Source organism: Opitutus sp., assembly GCA_024998815.1.
GTDB lineage: Bacteria > Verrucomicrobiota > Verrucomicrobiia > Opitutales > Opitutaceae > Rariglobus.
On record JACEUQ010000003.1, the window covers coordinates 174,459 to 193,553 of the forward strand.

Below are 19,095 nucleotides of genomic sequence, written 5' to 3' on the forward strand. Positions count from 1 at the left end.
AAAGAACGCAGAGCAATACAGGCTGATTGGTATCTTTGCGTTCCTTGCGTTCTTTCGCGGCTAAACTGCCGTGGTTGTTTCGATGCAGACTGGAAGTCTGCGCTACTTTTTTCCGATCCCGGACGACACGGAGGTCGTCCCTCCGCTATCGTCCGCGGTCCCCGCCGCTAATCCATCCGCACCGCTATCAGCTATTGAGCAACAACCCAGTCCCATCTCCGCTCGCCAGCGTCAGTTTCCCCGGACTGCGCAGCGTCGCCTGCACATCCAGCAGCGCGAACAACGCATCGGCCACCTCCGGCACGCGCTGGATCTCCGCCAGCGCCCGGCCCACCACTTGCGGCCGCACCGCTTGCGCCTGGCCGAGCCGCTGCGCAGCCTGGCGGTCGGCCTCCGAGTGGATAATCGCCACCTCGTTGTCGCCGGCTTGGCGCATCGCGGCGGTCACTTGGCGCAGGCGGTTGACCACCTTGCGCTGAATCTCGGCGATCATGCCCTTGTCGCGGAAAGCCACCTTGCGGATGTAGGTCGAGCCCAGGCTAAAACCCCACTGCGAGGAGGTGGGCGAAACCTCTTCGCGCACCTTGCGTGAAAGCGCATCGCGGTTTTCCAGCAGCACCTCGAGGCGCAGGTTGGAGAGCTGTTTAACAATGGCGGTGGCGACGTTGGCTTTGAGTGAGCCGATCGGGTCGGAGTTTTGAAACAGGAACGCCTTGGGGTTGTTGACGAACATCTCGAACCAGATGCCCACGCCCATCGGCGCGCCTTCTTCGGAATTCACTAACTGGTTACGCAGGTAGGCCTGGTGAATCACCGTGCTCACCACGTAGGCCTTGCCGAACAGCGGGAACAGCAGCGCGCGCGGGCCGAAGTGCATGATGGGCAGAAACAGGCCGGGCTCGTCGACCTGGCCGACGACTTTGCCGAAGAAGGTGTAAACGATCACCGTGCGCTCGGGCAGCACGCGCCAGAGCTGGAACATGCGGCCGATGGCGAGCACGATGGGCGTGGCGATGAAGGTGCCGATAGCACCCAGGATAAGTGTCGATAAAAATGACATGGCGGGGACGGGGCTGGAGTTAGAGTTTAAGCACGGTTTGGGCGGCCTTTTCGCGCAAGGGAAGGCGGGCGTTGCGCAGATAACTGTCGAGCGCGGGCTTACCACCCTCGGCGTGCATGGCGGCGAGGGTTTTACCCAGCTCCAGCAGCGGCGCGGCCTCGGCCTGCGCGCGGTTCTCGGCGATTTGCACGGCCTGCTCGGCCATTTTGAGGCGCTGGTCGGCGTCCGCCTTGGCTTGGCTGATCGAGGCGGCGACCTGGTTCTGCGTGGTGTTGATGGACGCGAGGGCCTCGTCGACGTCGCTCGGCGGGTCGATGTTGGTGATGAGAGCGGCGTCGAGATCGATGCCGTAGCGGGCAGCGGTCTTGCGGCAGGCGTCCTCCATAAAGCTGTTAATCAGCGAAAGGTTGCGCCGCAGGTCGTTGATGGAAACGCCCTCGACTGCGCCCTCGGCGGCCTCGCCGTGAAAGGTGGCGATGCGGTCGCGCAGCACCGAGATGAAGTACCCGACCACGTGGGCGGCCGGGCGCGAGATGCCGAACAGGTAGGCGTAGAGGTTGCGCTCGCACGGTTTCCACCGGATCTGACCCGAGATCTGCACGGTGAGGTTGTCCTTGGTGACGGCCTCGATGGAGTCCTGGCGCACATCCGGATCCCAGGTGATGTCGACGGTTTGGATGGTCATATCGACCTTGTAGAGCTTCTGCCACGGCCACTTGAAATACGGGCCGCCCGGCTGGATGACGCGCACGCACGGATAGTTATAGCGCTGCTTTTCCTCGTCCGTGAGCAGCGGTGCGAGCACGGGATCCTCGGCGGTGGAGCCGGGAGTGCGCTGGGCGCGGCCGAAGGTGGTGAGCACGCCGCGTTCGGTCGGCCCGATGGTATAAACGCCGAACAGCAGCGTGAGCAAAGCGGCAAGGCCGACCCCGAGGATCAGACCGGACAAGGATTCGATAGGGGAGTAGTAGTCCATAAGAGAAGGTGCGTGCGAGGGAAAGGGGGGGGGGGCGAAGGGACAAGGAGCGAGGCAACGAGAAACAGGCTAGCTGGTTCACCAAAAACAAGAACCACGTCGCCCACCAATCGTGCCGCGCGCGCGGCGGCACAACGGTAAACCCCTAAAAACGCCCTGCCCCCCCCCCGTCGTCGCCCAGCCCCACCCCACCCTGCTCCCCTCCTCCCCCATCGCCCCCCCCGTTACCCCTAACCAAAGTGTCACCTATTAGGTGACACTCACGATCCCGCATCCACTGCGGGGAAGGCCCAAAGTGTCACCTAATAGGTGACACTTTGCCTGGAGTTTGGCCCCTGACTAGTCGAACGCAGATCAGCCGAATCCTTGAGCTCACGCTCAAGGCCACACTCTTCGCGAACACACTCCTTGTGGCCTTGAGCGTGAGCTCAAGGATTCGGCGCACCGCAGCCAGAAAAAACACCTCGTGCTCACGCACGAAGCCACACCGAGCCAAAGCCACCCAGGCAAAGGCACACTCCAGGCCGCACCCGCCCGAACGTGGCCTTGAGCGTGAGCTCAAGGTCTGGAGTTTGGCCGTTTAACTCGTGCCAAGAACCACACAGGTGCTGCGCATCATGTATGGCGATCTGAGCTGATCACTCCGGAGAGTTTCGCAGACTTCGCAACAGCCACCCGCACGTCAACGAACGCATCGAAACCCATGCCGTTGCTACCTGCGGTACGCTTCTACCTTAGCTGGGGGGACGGATCTCAACTCGTTTTGGGGCCAAACTCCAGCCAAAGTGTCACCTAATAGGTGACACTTTGCTGGAGCCGTCCAGGGGGTGGAGCGAGAGCGATGGGGCCGCACCTGGGACTGCGGGGGCGGACAGGGGGGGATGGGGATGGGCATCCGGCCGCGGGTTCGCGCTGGGGATGGCGGTAAATTCGCATTTTTCGCCACGCTTGGCTTGCTTCTGCGCGCCCCCGCGTTTCACGTTGCCCCTCTCCAAGCAGCGGGGCAATTGCCTCGCTTCCTCAACCACAAAACACACCCGTCCGCTCCTCCTCGTATCATGTCTAAAGCCGCTCCCGCCAAGACCTCCTCGTCCGCCCCCGCCGTCCTCGCCCCCGACGCCACCACCCGCAAGAACGTTGACCTCGCGGTCAGCGCCATCACCAAGCAATTCGGCGAAGGCTCGATCATGCGTTTAGGTGACAATAACAAGATGGCCGTCGAGACCGTCTCAACCGGTTCACTCGCCATCGACCTCACGCTCGGCGGCAAAGGCCTGCCCCGCGGTCGTATCATCGAAATTTACGGGCCGGAATCCTCCGGCAAAACCACCTTCTGCTTAAGCGTCATCGCCGAAGCCCAGCGCCGTGGCGGTCTCGCCGCCTTCATCGACGTCGAACACGCCCTCGACCCGAAATACGCCCGCGTCGTCGGCGTGAAACTCGACGACCTGCTCGTCTCCCAGCCCGACTCCGGCGAAGACGCGCTCAACATCATGGAAACCCTCATTCGCTCCAACGCGATTGATGTCATCATCCTCGACTCGGTCGCCGCCCTCATCACCAAGGCCGAACTCGACGGCCAGATGGGCGACATGACCATGGGCAGCCAAGCCCGCCTGATGTCCCAAGCCATGCGCCGGCTCACCGCCGTGGTCAGCAAGACCAAGTGCATCTGTATTTTCACCAATCAGATCCGTGAAAAGATCGGCGTCATGTTCGGCAGCCCCGAGACCACTTCCGGCGGCCGCGCGCTCAAGTTCTTCTCGTCCATCCGCATCGACATCCGCCGCAAGGACCAGATCAAGACCCCGGACGGCAAGATCATCGGTAACCGCACCAAGCTCAAGGTGGTCAAAAACAAGGTCGCTCCGCCCTTCACCGAGTGCGAATTCGACATCATGTACGACGAGGGCATCTCGGCTTCCGGCTCGCTTATCGACCTCGGTATCGAGCACAAGATTCTGGAGAAAAAGGGTTCGTGGATCTCCTACCAGGGCGACTTGGTCGGCCAGGGCCGCGACGCCGCCAAACAGGCCGTGCGCGCCAACCCCGAGTTGGCCGCCAAACTCACCGCCGCGATCATGGAAAAGGTCACCGTCATCGGTGGCACGGCAGTGACCGGAGCGGGCGAAGCGGCGGAATAAGCCCTTCCCCACCTCCGCAACCGCGCTTTGGCGCGCACCTCCCAAAACCCCGAGCGTTCATGCGCCCGGGGTTTTTTATTGTTACAACGCCAAGGAGCGGCCCGATTATATATAATCCTGGAGGCGCCCTCGCCCTTTGAAACAGCGGATACTCCCCCTCCGCCAAAAACCAGCTACAACCTGCACGAAAAGCCTTTACTGACTAACCGGCGACGGAAAGCTCGCCCCAGTCCAACCGCACTTCAGCTGCACTCGGTTTAGCCCGAGCCTCTGCACTCTCCGCCCACCGCCCTCCTCTACCCTCGGGCGCAGCCAAAACCTTATATAATAAAAATTCATGACTACTGCCGCCGCTCTGAGTGAACCCTGCGTAATGATCATCTTTGGTGCGTCGGGCGACCTCACCAAACGCCTGCTGGTGCCATCCCTGTATAATTTGGCCTGCGACGGCCTGCTGTCGGATAATTTTGCCGTTCTGGGCGTGGGCCGTAGCGAAATCACCGACGCCCAATTCCGCGCCTCGATGAACGGCGAAACCGACGGCCTGCCGAAATTCCACACGCGTAAAGAATACGACAAGGAGCAGAGCGCCAAGCTGATCAACCGCTTCCACTTTTCCTCCGCCAGCATCACGGTCGACGACTTTAAACAACTCAAGGAGCGCGTCAGCGCCCTGGACGCCGAGTATAAAGCGCAGGGTAACGTACTGTTTTATTTCGCCATGGCCCCGCGCTTTTTCGGCCCCTTGTGCGACACGCTCCACGCAGCCGGTTTCCAAGACGGCCCGGGCTGGAAACGCATCATTGTAGAGAAACCGTTTGGCACCGACCTGAAATCCGCCCTGCAACTCAACGCGGAAATCCTGCGGCATTGGAACGAGGACCAGATTTTCCGCGTCGATCATTATCTCGGCAAGGAAACGGTACAAAACCTACTGGCGTTCCGCTTCTCGAACGGAATGTTCGAGCCGCTGTGGAATAGTCACCACATTGATAATATTCAGTTCAACGTCTGCGAGTCGGTCGATGTGCAGGGACGCGGTGGTTACTATGACAGTTCGGGCGTCCTGCGTGACATGATTCAGAATCACATGTTTCAGATGTTGTCCTACCTGTGCATGGAGCCACCCGGTTCCTTCGAGGCCGACTCCATCCGCAACGAAAAAGCCAAACTCCTGGAGTCGGTACGGGTATATAAGCCCGAGGAAGTGCCCAACTATGTGGTGCGCGGCCAGTACGGACCCGCGCATGACACCAACGGCGAAATCAAAAAGCCCGGCTATAGACAGGAAAAAGATGTCGCCGCCGACTCGAGCACGGAAACTTTTGCGGCCATAAAACTGCATATAGACAACTGGCGGTGGAGCGGCGTCCCAATTTACTTGCGCTCGGGCAAAGCCCTTTGGAAGCGCGGCACCGAAATCATCGTCACCTTCAAAACCGCGCCGGCCGCCGTTTTCCGCGGTACCGGCGTCGAGAAACTCGAACCCAACCGCCTCGTATTTCATATCCAGCCCCAGCAAGGCATTGAGTTATTATTTCAAGCCAAGGTGCCGGGCCCGACCCTGCAATTGCAGAAAGTCGACATGAGCTTTAACTACGGAAACGTATTTAAGGCATCCCGTTACACTGGCTACGAGGTGATGTTTTATTCCTGCATGCGCGGCGACGCGACGCTGTTTTCGCGCGGCGACCTGGTCAAGGCGGCGTGGGAAATCGCCCAGCCCCTGCTGGATTATTGGCAGGCCAACCCGGCCGGCGCGGAGTTCCCCAATTACGCCCGCAACTCCTGGGGCCCGCCTGCGGCGAGCGCCTTGGTCGAGCGCGATGGACGCCGTTGGTATGAAGTCGTCACGCGCGATTTGTTGGAGCAAACCCCGCTATTTAAAGGCACCGACCCGATGTTAATCAACGCGGTGATCATGGCCTTTAAGTCACGTTCATTTACCGCCGGACAGACTATAATAAAGGAAGGCGATACAGCCGGAGAGATGTATATTATCTGCCGTGGCGCGGTTGAAGTGACGGATAAAAACGGCAAGCACCTGAAGCACCTTTACGACGGCGAATACTTTGGCGAAATCGGCCTGATACGCACCTCGCCGCGCACCGCCAACGTGGTGGCCACCAGCCAATGCGACCTGTTCATATTAGAAAAGTCGGACTTTAACCGGATCATGCAGGACAACCCGCAGTTTGCGGAGGCCCTGTGCACACTCGCCAAGGAGCGTTATAATGTGGCTGTTTCGAGCGCCGATTTGATGAGCACCTGACGAAGTAGCGCAGACTTCCAGTCTGCTTCAGTCGCTTCCCGAGCTGAATCGGAGCAGACTGGAAGTCTGCGCTACTTTTTTCGATCCCGGACGACACGGAGGTCGTCCCTCCCCGGACTCCGGCCGCCGCGATTACTCGCTGCCGAAAACCGCTTTGGCGTAGTTTTCGGCGCTGAAGGGCTGCAAATCCTCGGGTTGTTCGCCCAATCCCAAAAAGTATATAGGCAGCTTTAGCTCGCGCCAGATGCCCGCGATCGCCCCACCTCGGCTGGTGCCGTCGAGCTTGGTTACAATCAGCCCGGTCAGCCCGAAGCTCTTGTGGAAAACCTTGGCCTGCTCGATTGAATTGGTGCCCAGCGAGCCGTCGACCACCAGCCAGGAATGATGCGGGGCGGTGGCGTCGTTTTTCTGCAACACGCGGCGGATTTTCGCCAACTCGTCCATGAGGTGCCCCTTGGTGTGCAAGCGGCCCGCCGTATCGACGATGAGGTAGTCGCAGCCGCGCGCTTTGGCGGCTTTCCAGGCATCGAAGGCCACCGCAGCCGCATCGGCGCCGGTGTGGCTGGCAATGATAGGCAATTCCAGCCGCGTGGCCCACGCCTTCAGCTGCTCGACGGCGGCGGCACGGAAGGTGTCGCAGGCGGCCAGCATCACCGACTTACCGTCCTGCTTAAGCAACCAGGCGAGTTTGGCCGAAGAAGTGGTTTTCCCCGAGCCGTTGACCCCGATCATCACGATGACCGTGGGGGCGGCGGCGGCCGGCTTCAGTTCGCCCTCGCTGCCCGCCAACACGCGCCGGAGCACCGCCGAACCGATGGCGGCGGCCTGCTGACCGCGCAGCTCTTTATCCTTTTTGTAGGCGTCCTTGATCTCGCCCAAAATCTCGTCGGTCGTGGCGACGCCGAAATCGGCGGTGTAGAGCGCCTCTTCGAGCGTTTCCAGCGACGATGCGTCGATGGAGCGGCCGCCGAAAATCCCGCGCGTGGTCTCGCTGATCGCCGCGACCGTCTTGGCCAGGCCGTCTTTGAATTTCTTAAAAAGTCCGAACATGGGAGGAAGCCTCGACGTTGGTGGAGGGCGCGCGGCGGGGCGGCGGTTAACTTATTCCGGCTTCTCGACCTTGCGGGAATCGCGGCCGAGCTGGTCCTTGAGGCGATCGAGGATGCCGTTGATGAAGCGTTTGGCGTCGGTGTTGGAAAACAGTTTCGACAGGTCGATGGCCTCGTTGATGGAGACAACCGGCGGGATGTCCTTGCGGTAAACCATCTCGAAAATCGCCAGGCGCATGATGGCGAGGTCGATCTTGGCAATACGGTCGAAATCCCAGTTGTGGGCCAAGGCGCGGATACGTTCGTCGATGGCGTTGGCGTTCTCGACCACGCCATTGATGAGCTCCTCGCCGAAGGCGTAGTGCTCGCGCGGCTTTTCCTGGGTTTGCAGGAAGGTGCAGATGTCGTCCGAGAGGTTCGTGGGCTTGTTGATGCTCCAGGCGAAAAGGTACTGGAGGGCGGCCACGCGACCATCGCGACGCTGGGCAAAAAGGGCTTTGTTACTGCTCATTTGGAAAGGGATTTGTTGAGGTCGGCCATGGCGAGGGCGGCGCGGGCGAACTCGGCGCCGCGGTTGATTTTGCCCAGGCAGCGGTCGTCGGCCTGCTTCTGGTTTTCGGCGGTGACCACGCCGTTGATGATCGGCGTGAACGAGTCGAGCGACACGCGCTGGAGGCCCTGCTGCGAGGACTCGGCGACGAGCTGGTAGTGAATGGTGTCGCCGCGGATGATGACGCCGAGGGCGACGACCACGTCGAGTTTTTTGGCGGCGAGCAGGAGCTGGGCGGCGCTGGGCAGCTCGTTGGCGCCGGGCACGCGGATGACGGTGATTTTTTTGGGCTTTACGCCGGCCTCGATCAGGTGGGCCTGAACCTGGTTCACGAGGGCATCGACGAGGGTCGGATTGTAGCGTGAGGCTACGATACCGATGGAAAAAGTGGCGCCGTTAACGGGCTGGAGCGAAGGAGCGTCGAGACTCATGTGAAAGAAGGAAAGGAAAGGTGTGCGAAGCCCGCCCGCCTGCGGCAACCTATTTTCCTCCCGGCTCCGGAAGTAGCGCAGACTTCCCAGTCTGCCCTCGGGGGCGTTCCAGATCTGAATCGGAGCAGACTGGAAGTCTGCGCTACTTTTTTCCGATACCGGACGACACGGAGGCCGTCCCTCCGCAATCGTTCTCGTTCTCCTACTCCTACTCGTTCTCTCAGTCACTGCGGCCGACTGCCCTGCTAGCGCCCCGGCTCCGTAAAAGATAACGCCACCCGTAGCACCGCTCCGGTGATGAGTTGTCCCGACGGCCCATGCAGGTTCGCTTCGCCCGCGTGGGTCGCCCACGGCAGCCGCACGAACGCGTGCCGCACCCCCGCCCGCGCCAGCGCCGCCGCCAGCCGCTCGCTGTGTCGGCACCACACCAACTGATCGAGCGCCCCGTGCAGGATCAGCGTCGGCGGCACACCCGCGTGCACCAGCTTTTCCGCGCTGCCACTGCGATAAATCTCCGCCGCACCCGCCACCTCGGGCCCGCCGCCCATGAACTGCTGCATCAACTTATCCGAGTTGAGCGAATCCGTCGCTGAGCGAATCGACCACACGAACTCCAAGTCGTAACACCCGTACAACGCCACCACCGCGCGCACACCCGGCAACGCTTCGCCATAAGCCGTGGCCGCCGCGATCTGCGCGCCCGCGCTGCGCCCGAGCAACACCAGCCGCTCCGGATCGACGCCGAGCCGCGGTGCGTTGGCGCGCACCCAGGACACCGCCGCCCGAACATCGTCGCGTTGCGCCGGCCAACGGTGTGTCGGCGCCAGCCGGTAACTCACCGCCGCCACCGCCACCCCGCGCGCCGCCAGCCAGTGGTTAAAGGCCGCCAATTGCCCCCGGTCGCCGCTGTCCCAGCCGCCCCCATGCACCACCACCACACACACCGCCGCAGCCCTGCGCCCACCCGACGTCGACACAGCCACGCCCGCCGCCCCCCGCGCCCGATAAAAATCAACCGGTAAACCCGCCCCGTTTGCCCCGCCAGCCCCGTTCGCTTCGCCCGCCGCGCCCGTTTCCAGCGCAAAGGTCTCCACCACTCCGCGCTCCACCCGGTTGGGCCAACGCCAGAGCCGGCGCCACGACCAGAGTGTTTCCGTGGATACCGCGTCCGCGCCTGGGTTCGCTCCGCCTGAGCCGAACGTAGCCGCAACCTCCTTCTCCACGCACCGACTCATGTGCCACGCCGACCAAGCGGGCCGCGCAAACAACCCCGCCGCGACCCACGCTATTCCCGCAGCACCCGCAGCCAGCCCCATCCCCCACCCCGCTGCCGCGTGCGACGCCAGCACCGCCATGCGCCAATCGCCAGCCCCAGCGCCAGCACCACCCCGACATGCCCCAGCTCGGTGGCCACCAGGGCTACCCACCAAGCGCGATACGTCCGCGCCGGCCGCACGCAAAACCGCGCCGCCGCCAGCAGCCCCAGCGCCAACATTAAACCGATCACACTCATCATTGGCCCCACCCCACCGGCAACCCCGTGCGCCGCCAACACCAAAGCTCAGCAGCCCCAGTACGCACAATCGGGCTTGCAGCCCACCCTGCGCTCACGCTCTGGGCCACCCTCCAGCCCTCGCAACCATCACTCCCCGTGGCCTTGAGCGTGAGCTCAGGGTGTTTGGCCGCTGCACGCACAACGGCATTTCCATGCCCCCCACTCAGCGCTGGCACTGCGGGCAAAAGTAGGTCGCCCGTTGCCCGAGCACGCTGCGCTTCACCACTCCGGCGCACCTCACGCAGCCCGCCCCCTCGCGGTCATACACCCGCAAGCTCTGCTTAAAATATCCCGGCGCCCCGTCCTCGCGCAAAAAATCGCGCAGCGTCGTGCCGCCCGATTCGATCGAAGCCGCCAGCACGCGCTGGATCGCCTCCACCAGCCGGACGAACTCGGCGCGCGTTACCTTACCGGCCGCCCGCGTCGGCCGGATGCCCGCCATAAACAGCGCCTCGCTCGCATAGATGTTGCCCACCCCGACCACCACCGAGGCATCCATGATAAAGGGTTTTACCGCCGAGGTTTTTTCGCGCGACAACGCAAGCAGGTGCTCGGCGGTGAAGCCCGCCTCAAGCGGTTCGGGGCCGAGATCGGCAAGCAGCGGGTGCCGCTCCGGCGTTGCTGCATCGGCCAGCAAGATGCACCCAAAACGGCGCGGATCGTGATAACGCAGTTGTTTGCCCGACGAGAGCAAAATGCCGACGTGGTCGTGTTTTTTCCATTCCGAGGTGGGATCGACGATGCGCAGGCCGCCCGACATGCCCAGGTGAATCAAAAGCGTGCCGGCGGCGGTGCCAAACAGCAGGTATTTGGCGCGCCGGCGGGCGATCTCGATGGTGACTCCCGCCAACGCATCCACCGACTCCGGAATCGGCCAACGCAGGCGGCGTTCGCGCACGGTGACGGCGACGATGCGGTGGCCGAGCAAATAGGGGGAGACCCCGCGCAACGTCGTTTCGACTTCCGGCAATTCAGGCATAGCCAAAGCGCTAGGGCGTGTGGGTGTGCGGCTCAAGCGCGTACGCGCAGGCCAAAGCACGCTGGGCGCAAATTCGCCTGATTGTCACCGCATCGACGCAGCGTTGTCACACACGACTGATAGTCTGGGGTTCCTATGGCTACCTCGTCTGATTTCCGTCAAATCTACTGCTCGCATAATGGCATTAACGAAGCCGACTACGTTGAACACCTGCTGCAAAAAGCCCTCCCGCTACACGCCCGTGTGTTCCGTAAATTTCCACTGGTCACGCTTCTAAACAAAAACTTCTTCAGGCCTGATTTCGACTTCGTCAATGATATCGGCTGTTTGCGGCATTATAGCGACTACAGCCAATCGGTGGACGAGTTCCACGTGGATCCTTGGAATAAGCGCACCCTTTTACGGGGCTTACTGCGCCTGCGTGTGAGTACAAACCGCGTGCGCCAGATCGTGCGCGAGCAGCTCAAAACTAAAGCCAAAACCGAAGCGCAACCCGCCGTAGAGCAATCCAGCGCCCCGGCGATTCTCAGCGCCGAACCCACCGCCGCCGCAGCGTCTCCTACGGACAGTATTCTCAGCGAGGAAAACAAAGCGCTGATTATGGCGCGCCTCGAACAGATTGCGCCCGCGCCCACGCCGCCTTCTCCAGAGCTAGTGAGCCAGACCGCACACGCGCCTGCCACTTCAGGTCAAACGGCTACACTTCAATTCACCCAGCGGAATGCACGGAGCCGCACCGGGACTCTGCACCATGGCCATTCGCAAGCCGCAATGGAGGCCGAGATCGACGTGCTGCGCGTGGTCAACGAACGCCTGAAATGCGACCTTGAGCGGATAACCGCCCAGCGCGACATCCTTAAAAAGGCCGCCGCCATTTTGGCCGCTCCGTAAGCGTCCGAGAAAAAGTAGCGCGGACTTCCAGTCTGCTCCGGCTAAACTACGGCAGTTTAGCCGCAAAAGATCGCAAGGATCGCAAAGAACAATCCCCGGTATTTCTTTGCGTTCTCTGCTTTCTTTCGCGGCTAAACGGCTTGGAGTTTTTCGAAGGCAGACTGGAAGTCTGCGCTACTTTCAAAACCCAATGCCTGTAGGGCGTCCTTAAAGTATCACAACCGCCACAGCACCAACCCCATGGGCGGGACGCCCATGCTACGTCCGGACGGGGCCGAGTGCCTTGAGCGTCCCGCCCTTTCATCGGCCCGTAACGTGGCATGGGCGTCTCGCCCATGGGATTAATTGAGAGATAATTAAATCTACTTTTTCTATGCCTTACAGGCATTGGGTTAAACCCCGCCGCCTAACTACCCCGGCGCCAATGGGGTGCGTTTCACCCCGGCGGCTTCAGCGCCTTTGCGGCCGGCCGCACGCCGCCCCAACTCGCGCCAGCATCGCGATGTGCGTTGGGACGACGGCACGACGCTCGGCTTTAAACGGGTAAACGCTCTCTGGGGTCGATCCCTACATTGCGCATTATCCATTCGCCAAAAACCCCGCTTAGTTCTTACAGAACGGGATTATGGATACCTTCAGGAGTCCGCACAGGAGATGGATGAGTGCAGTGGCCCTCATCGTGGCCGCTGCCGGCTTCTTCGTGATTGGACGCCTTTGGCTGCGCAACCCGCAGCCGTCCACGGTGACCAACACGGCTGCCACCGGCTCGCAAAAATCCGTGGCCGTGCCTGAGCCAAAAGACCCGGCGAGTGCCGCCAAGGGTGCGGCCGGGGCTGCGGGCGCGCCATCGGCTGCGGTGGCGTGCAAGCATGATGACCATCACAAGGAGCTCCCGAATCTCGACACGCGGATCGCAACCGCAGTCCGGGGCGAAGCCCAACGCCAGCGCGCGCTCGCGGCATTGCGCACTAAGATCCGCGGGGTAGAGGTGCAGTTTGATCCGGTCACCGGCGCGCCCAATTACATCATGGCACCCGGGCGGTTCCTCCAGCCGGCGCCAGCGCAGCCGGGCGATGTTTACGCCTCCGTACGCGGGTTTGTGAATGAGCACGCGGACCTCTTCGGCCACGACGCCACCACCATCAACGACAGCCGGATGACGCGCGAGGATGTGACCGCGCACAATGGCATGCGCACGGTGGTGTGGCAGCAGCAGGTCGACGGTATCCCCGTTTACAACACGGTGCTGAAGGCGAACCTCACCCGGGACGGCGCACTGGTGACGCTAGGCAGCCACTACCTGAGCGATGCGCCGGCGTCCACCGGCCTGGACGCGACCCAACGCGCGGCCTTGGCCGCCCAGCCGCCAGTGGACGCACGCAAAGCGGTGTCGCTCGCGGCGGCGAACCTAGGTGACACCGTCGCACCGGAGCAGGCGCGAGAGACCTCGCCTCCCGAGGGCGCGGAGCGCAGGCAGCGCTTTTCCGCACCTCTCCTTTCCGACACGCTCGTCCAACTAGCGTGGCTGCCGGTGGGCGCTGATTCGGCCAAGCTGACCTGGGATGTGACCCTGGTTAGCCTCCAGCAGCAAGCCATGTTCCGCGTAGTGGTGGATGCGGTGACCGGCGAGGTGCTCCTGCGTACCTCGCTCACCAACGACGTGAGCAATGCGAGCTTCCGCGTGCATGCCGATGCGACCACGAAAAAGCCCTTCGACAGCCCCAACCCGATGTTGCCGGGCACCCCGACGCCCAGCGGCGCTCAGGCCGCCGAGGTGCCGCGCCAATTGGTGACGCTTCAATCGGTCAACCCCACGGCCTCGCCGAACGGGTGGATCAACGACGGAGTCTTCGAAACGCTCGGTAACAACGTGGACGCTCACACCGACACGAATGCGGATAACGCCGCCGACCTACCGCGACCGACCTCGGCCACGCGGGTGTTTGATTTCCCTTTGGACACCACCCAGGTGCCGAGCACCTACAAACCCGCCGCCGTGGTGCACCTATTTTACCTGAACAACTGGATTCATGATCAGCTTTACAGCCTCGGTTTCACCGAGGGCGCGGGCAATTTCCAGACTAACAACTTCGGCCGTGGCGGCCTTGGCAATGATCCGGTGCAAGCCGATGCACAGGACGGCAGCGGCACGAACAACGCCAACATGTCCACACCGCCCGACGGCAGCTCCCCGCGCATGCAGATGTACATTTTCACCGGGCCGACGCCGGACCGGGACGGGGATTTCGATGGAGTGATTGTGGTGCATGAATACGTGCATGGCCTGAGCAACCGACTCGTCGGCGGCGGGGTGGGCATCAGTGCCTTGGCCACAGGAGGAATGGGCGAGGGCTGGTCGGATTTCTACGGCCTCGCGCTGCTGGCCGATCCGGCATCCGACCCCAACGCGGTCTATCCCGGCGGTTCCTATGCGACCCGGGACCTCTTTGGAATGACGACGAATTATTACTTCGGTATCCGCCGGTATCCGTATTCGACGGACATGGCGAAAAACCCGCTGACCTTTCGGGACATTGATCCGACCCAAGCCAGCCCGCACACGGGGGTCCCTCTCAGCCCCTGGATGGGCGCCTCGAACAGCAACCCATCCGAGGTCCACAATGTCGGCGAAGTGTGGTGTATGGTTCTCTGGGAGTGCCGCGCCAATTTGATCGCCAAATATGGTGGCACGGCGGGAAACCAAAAAATCCTCCAGCTGGTCACCGACGGGATGAAGCTGTGCCCGGCAAACCCGAATCTACTGCAATCTCGCGATGCGATCATCCAGGCCGACCTCGTGAGCACGGGCGGCGCGGATGCAGCCCAGCTGTGGGCCGCCTTTGCCAAGCGCGGAATGGGCGCCGGGGCGAGTGCCCCGCCGAGCAGCACCACCACCGGCGTAGTGGAAGCCTTCGATTTTCCGGACGCGCTGAGCGTGACGCCCTCCCTCGCATTGGCAGCGACGGGGCCGGTGGGCGGACCGTTCACCCCTGCATTACAGTCTTACACGCTGGCCAACACCTCCACGACCACCCCGCTTTCGTGGACCGCCGCAGCCAATGCCCCCTGGATGAGTGTCGCTCCTGCTGGCGGCACGCTGGCCGCCGGTGCGTCCACGACCGTCTCGATGGCGTTCAATAGCGCCTCCGCCTCGCTGGCGAGTGGGAGCTATAACGGCACGTTGATTTTCACCAACCTTACCAGTTCCGCGGCCTTATCGCGCGGGGTGAACCTCACCATCGGCACCGGCGTGGATTATTTCACCGAACTCTTCACCTCGGCGAACGACACGGACAATCAAAGCTGGCTGTTCACGCCGAATGCCTCGTCCAAATTTTACGGCGTGCAGCGCACGGCATCGGTGTCTGCGTTTCCCACCGACCCCACCGGTGGCACGCCGCTGGTGCTGAGCGATGACAGTTTTGTTCAGGTGACCCCAACGGGTGGTGCGACGGTGAAGCTCTACGGCACGGCCTACAGTACGTTTTACGTCGGCAGCAACGGCTACGTGACCTTCGGTTCCGGTGATACATCCCTGAGCGCATCACTCGCTGGCCACTTCAACCTGCCCCGAGTCGCGGCCTTGTTCGCTGACCTCTTGCCCACTGCCAGCGGCGGATCTGTGACGTGGAAGCAGCTCGCAGATCGCATCGCGGTGAGCTACCAGAACGTCCAGACCTTCGGCGTTAGCGGCAGCCCAAACAGCTTTCAGATCGAGCTGTTCTACGACGGGCAAATTCGCATCACCTGCCTGGGTATCAGCAACACCGGAGGCCTGATTGGTTTGTCGCAGGGCTTGGGCGTGCCGGCGAATTTCGTCAGCAGCAACTTCAGTAACTACGGCGCTACCGTGCCCCAGTCGTTTCGATTATCGGTGCCTGTGGTCGCCACCGAGGGTGACGGCGTACGGGTCGGGCAAGGCGCGGTGACGCTGCCTGCCGTGCAGGCAACGGCCGTGGTCGTGACCCTCGCTTCCCTGAACACGGGTGAAGTGACGGTCCCGTCGTCAGTGACGATTCTGGCCGGGCAGTTGAGCACGACGTTCGATGTGACGATCGTGGATGACTCGGTCCTGGACGGGACCCAGACGGCCATCATCAGCGCGACGGCCGCCGGATTGGGTTCGGCAGCGGGAGCCATCTCGGTGCAGGACAATGACGGCACCGCGACACTCATGGTCACGGCTCCCCCAAGTGCCACGGAAGGAGTCGGCACCGTTCAGGGAACGGTGACGATCAGCGCAGCTCTCACCGTGCCGGTGACGGTGGGGCTGAGTTCCAGCGACGCCACTGCGGTGCAGGTGCCCGCCGGGGTGGTGATTCCTGCGGGCCAGACATCGACTCCGTTTACGATCACGGTCGTGGACGACAACAAAATCGACGGGACGCAGACGGCGACCCTCACCGCGCATGTGCAGGCATGGAGCGACGGCACCGCGTCGATCGCGGTTCTGGATAACGAAATGTCGGCCCTCTCGGTTTCCGTTCCGGCGACGGTTGCCGAAGGGGCAACGGGAACGGGCACGGTCACCCTCTCCGGCTCACTGCCGACTGCGCTGGTGGTTGCGCTTGCCTCCAACACCCCATCGCGACTGACGGTCCCGGCCACGGTCACTCTCGCGGCGGGAACGACCTCGGCGACATTCACACTCACCACCGTGAACAACACGTTGACCGATGGCAGTGCGGCTACGCTGATTTCCGCGACGGCAGCCGGATTCACAAATGCATCTGGGACCACGACCGTGTTGGATAATGACGTGCACCACTACACCTTCGCCGCTCTCGCCTCGGCGCAAACGCGTGGCGCACCGTTCGCGGTGACGATCACCGCCAAGGATCTGAACAATGTAACGATCTCCAGTTACACGACGGCGGCAGGGCTTACCGCCAGCGGCGTGGGCGGACCTGTGGCGCTGACGCCCGCTACGACGGGCGCGTTCACCGCCGGCATTTGGACGGGGAACGTGACGGTGAACACCTTCGACTCAAACGTCGTGCTGACCGTCAGCGACGGTGCCGGGCACACGGGAGCGAGCACGGCGTTTAACGTGGGCACCGGCGCGCTGCATCACTTCGTCTGGAGTACGCAGCCAGCGACACGGACGGCGAACACGCCCGTAAGCGCCACGTTAACCGCCCAGGATGCGGGGAACAACACCGTGACCAGTTTCACCGGCAGCGCCGCACTCAATTGCGGACAGCCGACCAAGGTGGTGGGCACAGGCACTACGACGACGGGGACGTTGCCGCTTTATACCTACTACCACGACCAGCGCTCACAGATCATCTACCTGCAAAGCGAAATCGGGGCCGCCGGGACGATCAAAGGACTGTCGCTCAACGTCACCACGCTACCGGGCCAGACGATGAACAACTGGACCATCCGGATGAAGCACACCTCGCTCGCAAGCTACGCGACCGCTACCTGGGAGAGCACGGGCTGGACCACGGTGTACCAGGCCAACCAGACGATCAGCACCACCGGCCTGACTACCTTCACGTTCACGACGCCCTTTGTGTACGACGGGGCGAGTAACCTGATGGTGGATTTCAGCTTCAACAATGCTTCATTCACTAGCGCAGGGGGAGTCACCTGCACTACGACGAGCACGACGCGGACGATCCATTATTACGCCGACAGCTGGTACGGCGACCCACTGACGTGGTCAGGAACAACGAATCCTACACCTGCAACGAGCACGATCCTGCCGAACTTGCAGCTGCAGATGGATCGAACGCTTCCCATCAGCCCGTCTGTGACAGGGAGCTTCTCCGGCGGCACCTGGACTGGCGCGATCGCGGTCGCGCAACTTGCGGCGGCTGTAAATCTGCGTGCCGACGACGGCGTCGGGCACACGGGGGACAGCAATGGCTTCGCCGTGCTTGCCAGCACCGACGCGAGCCTGGCCAACCTCGTCCCGGGCAGCGGCACGCTCGCGCCGGCATTCACCAGCGCGACCACGAACTACACCAGCAGTGCATCAACGGCCACCGCCGCCATGACCATCACCCCGGTCGCGACGAACGCCTACGCAACAATCCAGGTCCGCGTGAATGGCGGCTCCTACGCAGCCGTCGCTTCGGGAGCGCCGAGTGGTCCGCTCGCCCTCACCCTAGGCGCCAACACCGTCGAGGTGCTTGTGACCGCGCAGGATACCGTGACGACGAAGACCTACGCCGTCGTAACCACCCGGAGAACTCCCTATCAGGATTGGGCTACCGGTCTCGGCCTAAGCGGCGCGAACCTTGATCCGAACGGGGATGCCGACACCGACGGGATAAAGAACCTCCAAGAGTGGGCCTTTGGAACCAATCCATCCTCCGGCGCAGGCGAGCCAATCCAAGTGAATGCCGGGGTACTCAACGCGCACGGTGCGCCCACGGTACTTGCGGTGCCGGATGGGCTCGGTGGAGTTTCCCTGTTCGCGCTGTTCGGTCGCCGCAAGGACGCCGGCACGGTCGGGCTCACTTACGCCGTTGAATTCAGCGAAAATTTAACGGTGTGGAATGTGAGTACCAACACGCCGACGGTGATCGCGCAGGACAGCGAAATAGAAGCCGTCACCGTTCCCCTCCCCTCCGCCGTGAGTACACCGCCCAAAGTGTTCTTCCGTGTGAGAGTCACCGGCCAGTGATTCCGACCGGCCGTCACGCCAGGAGCATCCGGCTGGCGGACGCCCCTGGTGGGTGCCGCCTACGCCGAGCAGGCAAAGGGATAAATTAACATCGGTGGTTCCTCGGCAGTTTCAGCGACACCCTGCGGCGCAGCTCAGACGAAGCGTAAAAAGTAACGACTCGAAAAGGAGCGCGGACTTCCAGTCTGCTCCGGGGGTTTGGCCCCTGACTAGTCGAACGCAGATCAGCCGAATCCTTGAGCTCACGCTCAAGGCCACATGATTCGCGAACACACTCCTTGTGGCCTTGAGCGTGAGCTCAAGGTCTGGTGTTTGGCCGTCTAACTCGTGCCAAGAACCACACAGGTGCTGCGCATCATGTATGGCGATCTGAGCTGATCACTCCGGGGAGTTTCGCTGACTTCGCAACAGCCACCCTCACGTCAACGAACTCATCGAAACTCATGCCGTTGTTACCTGCGGTACGCTTCTACCTTAGCTGGGTGGACAGATCTCAACTCGTTTTGGGGCTAAACTCCAGAGGCAGACTGGTCGTCTACGCTACGTTTTCG

12 protein-coding genes are annotated in these 19,095 nt (G+C 62.2%); 4 read left to right on the forward strand and 8 right to left on the reverse strand.

The genetic code is table 11. The features are described 5' to 3' along the window. Nucleotides 1-187 precede the first annotated feature (187 nt). Together H2170_15960 and H2170_15965 are read right to left on the reverse strand one after the other, a co-directional pair. Nucleotides 188-1,060: an SPFH/Band 7/PHB domain protein gene (locus H2170_15960; GenBank protein ID MCS6301564.1), complete on the reverse strand. Its 873-nt coding sequence runs from the start codon at nucleotides 1,058-1,060 to the stop codon at nucleotides 188-190. 19 nt (nucleotides 1,061-1,079) lie between these two features. Then, nucleotides 1,080-2,036 (reverse strand): SPFH domain-containing protein, encoded by a 957-nt coding sequence (locus H2170_15965; GenBank protein MCS6301565.1) that lies wholly within the window; start codon nucleotides 2,034-2,036, stop codon nucleotides 1,080-1,082. A 1,058-nt stretch (nucleotides 2,037-3,094) separates the two neighbouring features. Here H2170_15965 and recA point away from each other — a divergent pair. Both recA and zwf read left to right on the forward strand, forming a co-directional pair. Further along, nucleotides 3,095-4,180 (forward strand): recombinase RecA, encoded by a 1,086-nt coding sequence (gene recA, locus H2170_15970; GenBank protein ID MCS6301566.1) that lies wholly within the window; start codon nucleotides 3,095-3,097, stop codon nucleotides 4,178-4,180. A gap of 337 nt (nucleotides 4,181-4,517) precedes the next feature. Further along, nucleotides 4,518-6,452: a glucose-6-phosphate dehydrogenase gene (gene zwf, locus H2170_15975; GenBank protein ID MCS6301567.1), complete on the forward strand. Its 1,935-nt coding sequence runs from the start codon at nucleotides 4,518-4,520 to the stop codon at nucleotides 6,450-6,452. A gap of 132 nt (nucleotides 6,453-6,584) precedes the next feature. Here zwf and ftsY read toward each other — a convergent pair whose 3' ends face one another. The 6 genes from ftsY to mutM form a co-directional block, all read right to left on the reverse strand. Further along, a complete protein-coding gene (gene ftsY, locus H2170_15980; GenBank protein MCS6301568.1) occupies nucleotides 6,585-7,502 on the reverse strand; it encodes a signal recognition particle-docking protein FtsY in 918 nt (305 codons plus the stop codon). A 51-nt stretch (nucleotides 7,503-7,553) separates the two neighbouring features. Continuing rightward, a complete protein-coding gene (gene nusB / locus H2170_15985) occupies nucleotides 7,554-8,012 on the reverse strand; it encodes a transcription antitermination factor NusB (GenBank protein ID MCS6301569.1) in 459 nt (152 codons plus the stop codon). Then, nucleotides 8,009-8,482: a 6,7-dimethyl-8-ribityllumazine synthase gene (locus H2170_15990; protein MCS6301570.1), complete on the reverse strand. Its 474-nt coding sequence runs from the start codon at nucleotides 8,480-8,482 to the stop codon at nucleotides 8,009-8,011. The genes nusB and H2170_15990 overlap by 4 nt, the downstream gene beginning before the upstream one ends. A gap of 245 nt (nucleotides 8,483-8,727) precedes the next feature. Beyond that, nucleotides 8,728-9,717 carry an alpha/beta hydrolase gene (locus H2170_15995; protein MCS6301571.1) on the reverse strand — a complete coding sequence of 330 codons (990 nt, stop codon included), beginning with the start codon at nucleotides 9,715-9,717 and terminating at the stop codon, nucleotides 8,728-8,730. A gap of 50 nt (nucleotides 9,718-9,767) precedes the next feature. Beyond that, the gene (locus tag H2170_16000; GenBank protein ID MCS6301572.1) at nucleotides 9,768-9,998 is read right to left on the reverse strand and encodes a hypothetical protein; all 231 of its coding nucleotides are present in this window, start codon (nucleotides 9,996-9,998) and stop codon (nucleotides 9,768-9,770) included. Nucleotides 9,999-10,200: 202 nt separating this feature from the next. Continuing rightward, nucleotides 10,201-11,016, reverse strand: coding sequence for a bifunctional DNA-formamidopyrimidine glycosylase/DNA-(apurinic or apyrimidinic site) lyase (gene mutM / locus H2170_16005; GenBank protein MCS6301573.1), 816 nt, complete (start codon nucleotides 11,014-11,016; stop codon nucleotides 10,201-10,203). A gap of 135 nt (nucleotides 11,017-11,151) precedes the next feature. Between mutM and H2170_16010 the strand changes: the two genes are divergently transcribed. Together H2170_16010 and H2170_16015 are read left to right on the forward strand one after the other, a co-directional pair. After that, nucleotides 11,152-11,907: a hypothetical protein gene (locus H2170_16010; protein MCS6301574.1), complete on the forward strand. Its 756-nt coding sequence runs from the start codon at nucleotides 11,152-11,154 to the stop codon at nucleotides 11,905-11,907. A gap of 658 nt (nucleotides 11,908-12,565) precedes the next feature. Next, nucleotides 12,566-18,544, forward strand: coding sequence for a M36 family metallopeptidase (locus tag H2170_16015; protein ID MCS6301575.1), 5,979 nt, complete (start codon nucleotides 12,566-12,568; stop codon nucleotides 18,542-18,544). Nucleotides 18,545-19,095: the final 551 nt, after the last annotated feature.

Excerpts from the sequence above, each read along its gene's own strand:
- H2170_15960 (MCS6301564.1), bottom strand. The coding sequence starts at position 1,060 with ATGTCATTTTTATCGACACTTATCCTGGGTGCTATCGGCACCTTCATC.
- H2170_15965 (MCS6301565.1), bottom strand. The coding sequence starts at position 2,036 with ATGGACTACTACTCCCCTATCGAATCCTTGTCCGGTCTGATCCTCGGG.
- recA (MCS6301566.1), top strand. The coding sequence starts at position 3,095 with ATGTCTAAAGCCGCTCCCGCCAAGACCTCCTCGTCCGCCCCCGCCGTC.
- zwf (MCS6301567.1), top strand. The coding sequence starts at position 4,518 with ATGACTACTGCCGCCGCTCTGAGTGAACCCTGCGTAATGATCATCTTT.
- ftsY (MCS6301568.1), bottom strand. The coding sequence starts at position 7,502 with ATGTTCGGACTTTTTAAGAAATTCAAAGACGGCCTGGCCAAGACGGTC.
- nusB (MCS6301569.1), bottom strand. The coding sequence starts at position 8,012 with ATGAGCAGTAACAAAGCCCTTTTTGCCCAGCGTCGCGATGGTCGCGTG.
- H2170_15990 (MCS6301570.1), bottom strand. The coding sequence starts at position 8,482 with ATGAGTCTCGACGCTCCTTCGCTCCAGCCCGTTAACGGCGCCACTTTT.
- H2170_15995 (MCS6301571.1), bottom strand. The coding sequence starts at position 9,717 with ATGAGTCGGTGCGTGGAGAAGGAGGTTGCGGCTACGTTCGGCTCAGGC.
- H2170_16000 (MCS6301572.1), bottom strand. The coding sequence starts at position 9,998 with ATGATGAGTGTGATCGGTTTAATGTTGGCGCTGGGGCTGCTGGCGGCG.
- mutM (MCS6301573.1), bottom strand. The coding sequence starts at position 11,016 with ATGCCTGAATTGCCGGAAGTCGAAACGACGTTGCGCGGGGTCTCCCCC.
- H2170_16010 (MCS6301574.1), top strand. The coding sequence starts at position 11,152 with ATGGCTACCTCGTCTGATTTCCGTCAAATCTACTGCTCGCATAATGGC.
- H2170_16015 (MCS6301575.1), top strand. The coding sequence starts at position 12,566 with ATGAGTGCAGTGGCCCTCATCGTGGCCGCTGCCGGCTTCTTCGTGATT.